This window comes from Bacillus sp. LL01, from assembly GCF_001037965.1.
In genome coordinates this window covers 1-4,858 of the sequence record NZ_LFEL01000138.1, presented here as the reverse complement: position 1 = coordinate 4,858, position 4,858 = coordinate 1, and the positions used below count along the sequence as shown (strand labels likewise).

The window sequence follows — 4,858 nt, the reverse complement described above, 5'->3', positions numbered from 1 at the left end:
CAGAGAACCCAGATAAAATACTCATATATCCGTAAGTTCCAAGTCCCTCCATAGCACCTGCAACACCGGCAAAACCACCACTTATTAACATCGATAATATAATGTTACGTTGGACATTCATGCCCGCATATTGGGATGCATGTTGGTTAAGACCAACTGCACGAAGCTCGTACCCTTTTGTCGTTCTCCATAAAATAAACCACATAATCACACACGCTAAGACCGCTACAACAAATCCCCAGTGTAATCGTGAATAATCCGTTAATGATTGCAAAAGAGGTGAAGAAAGTGAAGCCGACTGATTGATAGATCCTGTTCTTTCCCCAGGAACAAGTAAATAAGAACGAATGATAGCATTAGCTGTATATAGTGCAATATAGTTCATCATAATCGTTACAATAACTTCATGTACTTGGAATTTAGCTTTTAATAAGCCTGGTATGAATCCCCATAACGCACCAGCAAGAGCACCTGCTAAAATAGCCATTGGTAAATGCAGAACGGCTGGTAAATCAAACGTAATTCCCACATATACTGAAGCTAACCATCCTACGATTAATTGCCCTTCAACTCCGATGTTTAATAAGCCTGTACGAAAAGCAAATGCAACTGCTAACCCGGCTAGGATTAGCGGTGTCATCATACGAACGGTTTCACCGAGATAATAGGAGTCGCTAAAAATCCCTCTAATAAGTGCTGAATAACCCGTAATTGGATTGTATCCACTGACTAACATGATAATCGCCCCAATAAAGATACCTAGAAAAACCGCAATTAGGGGAATTGACCAAGATAATAGTCTTCCTTTAGGAAGTAATTTTGCCATCACTTCGGTTCACCTGCTTTCTCTTTCTTTCCTCCAGCCATAAGTAACCCGAGCTCTTTCTCATTTGTTTTATCCGCATCAACGATGTCCACGATTTGACCTTCATACATAACAGCAATTCGATCACTAACATTTAAAACTTCATCTAATTCAAGCGACATTAATAAAACCGCACGACCTTTATCACGTTCTGAGATCAGACGTTTATGAATCGATTCGATTGCCCCAACATCTAGCCCGCGTGTTGGTTGCGCAGCAATCAAAAAGTCTGGTGAGCGATCAACTTCACGAGCAATGATTGCCTTTTGTTGGTTACCACCAGAGAGTGCACGAGCTGGCGTGTGTTCTGAAGGTGTCCGCACATCATAGTCCTCAATTAAATCTTTAGCCTTCTTAAAGATGTTAGGATAATTTAATACGGTATTCTTTGAATAGGGTTGTTGATAATAGGTCTGCAATACAATATTCTCACCAATTGAAAAGTCTAATACTAGACCATGCTTATGACGATCCTCGGGAATGTGACCGATTCCGGACTCGGTGACTTTACGTGGCTTTAGACCAACTAATTCTTTGTTATTTARTTTAATCGATCCTTTGTCTGCTTTACGAAGGCCCGTAATTGCCTCAATAAACTCAGATTGTCCATTCCCATCTACTCCTGCAAGACCTAAAATCTCTCCTGCTTTAATGTCTAAGTTAAGGGCTTTAACTGCGTCTACTCCACGCGAATCTTTTACTGTTAAATCCGATACAGCCAGTACAGTTTCTTTTGGTATAGCTGGTGTTTTCTCCACATTAAAGTTCACTTCGCGTCCAACCATCATCGCTGCAAGCTTGTCCTGGTCTGTTTCATTGACATCAACCGTTCCAATTCCCTTACCACGACGGATAACCGTACAACGGTCACAAACAGACATAATCTCCTTTAATTTGTGGGTAATAAGAATAATTGACTTCCCTTCAGCCACTAACGTTTTCATAATTCCAATTAGTTCTTGAATCTCTTGAGGGGTTAAAACTGCCGTCGGTTCATCAAAGATCAAAATATCTGCTCCACGGTAGAGCGTTTTTAGTATTTCTACACGCTGCTGCATCCCAACTGRAATGTTTTCGATCTTTGCATAAGGATCAACAGATAAACCATATCTTTTAGAAATGGCTTCTACTTCTTTTGCTGCTTTTTTAATGTTTACTACACCAAATTTTGTAGGCTCATTTCCCATTACGATGTTTTCAGTAACCGTAAATTTGTCAACAAGCATAAAGTGTTGATGTACCATTCCGATACCTAAACGATTAGCAATATTCGGATCTGTAATTTCTACTTTTTCACCTCGGACTCGGATCTCGCCTCGTTCAGGTTGATACAACCCAAATAACACGTTCATTAATGTTGATTTCCCAGCTCCATTCTCACCTAGTAAAGCATGAATCTCACCTTTTTTAAGCTGGAGTGTAATATTGTCATTGGCTACAATGCCAGGGAATTCTTTACGGATGCTATTCATTTCAATCACATAACTCATCTAATTCACTCCTTACAATTTAAGTGAAGGTACGTTGACCGCTATTTCTTTGAGAACTGTTTTAGCCAAAAAAGAGGCAATGATGGATTGTGCAAACAGCAATCCGTCATTGTCCCTTCGTACTAAGAGATTGTCATTTCATACCAGTTACCTCTTTAAGGTAAAACAAAGGCTAGCGCGATACTAGCCTTTGCTTGTGTACTATTTTATTGGTTATTCTAAACCTTCAAGGTACTCATCGTACTCATCATCAGTTGATGGTACGCTAATGTCACCTGATTGAATTTGAGCTTTGTAATCTTCAACAGCAGATAACGCTTCCTCAGATAGGTTATCTGTAGTAGGAGCAATACCTACAGCATCTTCTTCAAGACCATACTCAAGAATTTCTCCACCTGGAAATTCGCCATTCATTGTTTGCTCAGAAACGATTGCTACAGCAGTATCTACACGTTTTACCATTGAAGTAAGTGTAACTGACTCATCACCATATGCACCTTCATCATGTTGGTCACGGTCTACACCGATAGCCCATACAGCTTCACCGTTACGTGCACGGTTGATTGCTTCTGTGAATAATCCGTTACCAGTTCCACCAGCAGCATGATAAATTATATCAGCGCCTTGGCTGTACATTGTGTTAGCGATTTGAGAACCAATTGATGCATCATTGAAGCTCTCTGCATATTGTACTAGGATTTCAGCATCTGGGTTAACGGCTTTAACGCCAGCTTTAAATCCATTTTCAAATTTCTTAATTAGACCACTTTCTACCCCACCAATGAAACCAACTTTATCGCCTTCAKTGTGAAGACCARCAGCTACACCAACTAGGAAAGAACCTTCGTGCTCTTTAAATGTAACGTTTGCAATATTATCATACGTGTTTTCGTCTGCATCTAATACAACAGTATCGACGATCGCAATTTGTGCCTCTTCAACTTGCTCAGCAATCGTACGTACAGCWTCTTCCATTAAGAAACCAATACCCCAAACAAGGTCAGAATCTTCACGAACTAAACTACGTAGATTTGGTTCAAAGTCATCCATTGTAGCAGATTGAAGGTAACGATATCCTGTTCCCTCTTCTAGACCAGCCTCTTCACCAAATGCAGTTAACCCTTCCCAAGCTGATTGGTTAAACGATTTATCATCAATTCCCCCAACATCGGTAACCATTGCTACTTTAAAATCACCAGCTTCAACAGCATCCTCAGATGGAGCATCTTCACCTTCACCAGCAGGCGTTTCAGCAGTATCATCCCCCGAACCACAAGCAGTAAGAGCAACAGCGGCAGCAACAGACAGTGTTAACGTACGTAACCACTTCTTCATTTTATTTCCCCCTTATAAATATGTTTGCATGAGAGCACCTCAAATTAGTATGACACATTAATAGGCTCATCAAGCTATGACCTTAGACTCGATCATACCCAATTCACTATCACTTGTCCAACTTTTTGTAAGCGCTATCTTACAGGCTTGGCGCTGGTAAGACATCAGACTTCTTATCTCTGTGTACAACCTCCACCAAACGAGATAAATATWTCATGATATCAGATATTAATAAACACTTTTTTTCATTGTTCACATCTTTTTGCCACACTTTATCAAAGAAAACGAATTCAATATGATATTCAACAGAAAAATTATGGATAAACCATTCATATATAGAAAAAAAGACCCCGATTAGGAGTCTTATTCAAACACGTGTATGAATGGTTCTTCGCCTGGATTACGTATGACCATACTTTCCTGTTTTCCAGCAACAGACGTTATATACAAATTAACTTTTATATTTTGATCATTAATTCGCTGGCTAATGACATCTGCAGCGTACTGTGTTAAAGCCACGATCTCTGCTTTACCTTGATAACGCAGGGGTACTTCAATCGTTAACTCTTGTAGTTGGTTATCAATATAATAGCCACGCCCAACCACACCGACAAATGTATCGAAGAAGCTTTGAATATCATCTTTCACTTGTTGGAATTGAGCCGCATCGTTGCTTACATCTTCATTTGCAGAACTAGATGGAAATAAGTAATACCGTTCATTCATTCGTTGCCAACGTTCAAGCCCTTCACCAGGAGGGGCTGTTGCTTGCATGATGTAATTGCCTGGAATCGCCGATTGCCTTGGCTGTTCTTTAAACATCGCCACTGTTATTGGGATATTGTTAAAGACCCCTCCTTCCCTTGTTGAATCACGAAGCCTCTGGACAATAATATCAGCTATTCGTTGTCCTTCACGTTCCATGTCCTCTTGATTAATCGGTGTTTCATAAAGATAATAGCGTCCTTGATCATCTTCCACTCTGAAGTTATAGACACTATTCATCGATAAGCCAATGACGATCCCACCAAGCTCAAAATTACCATTTTCATTTTCAACTAAATAGTTATGTTCAAGAATATGCGATAAGTAGCGTGGTTGATTTTCTTCTTGCTCACGTAGAGTTTCTCCCTCGCCTAGTTCCGGGTTTAACCCTGTAGGATTTCCC

The 4,858-nt window shown here is 40.0% G+C and carries 4 protein-coding genes; all 4 read right to left on the bottom strand.

All coding sequences use genetic code 11. The annotated features are described in order from the left end of the window. The coding region (locus tag AB685_RS26450; RefSeq protein WP_047973578.1) for an ABC transporter permease at positions 1 to 826 on the bottom strand (826 nt) is incomplete at its 3' end. Further along, on the bottom strand, positions 826 to 2,355 hold the full coding sequence (locus tag AB685_RS26445; RefSeq protein ID WP_047973577.1) for an ABC transporter ATP-binding protein: 1,530 nt from the start codon (positions 2,353 to 2,355) through the stop codon (positions 826 to 828). The genes AB685_RS26445 and AB685_RS26450, both read right to left, overlap by 1 nt. A gap of 213 nt (positions 2,356 to 2,568) precedes the next feature. Next, a complete protein-coding gene (locus AB685_RS26440) occupies positions 2,569 to 3,690 on the bottom strand; it encodes a BMP family protein (protein ID WP_047973576.1) in 1,122 nt (373 codons plus the stop codon). Between the two features lie 363 nt (positions 3,691 to 4,053). Further along, positions 4,054 to 4,858 (bottom strand): CamS family sex pheromone protein (locus tag AB685_RS26435; RefSeq protein WP_047973575.1); only part of this gene is annotated, 805 nt, incomplete at its 5' end.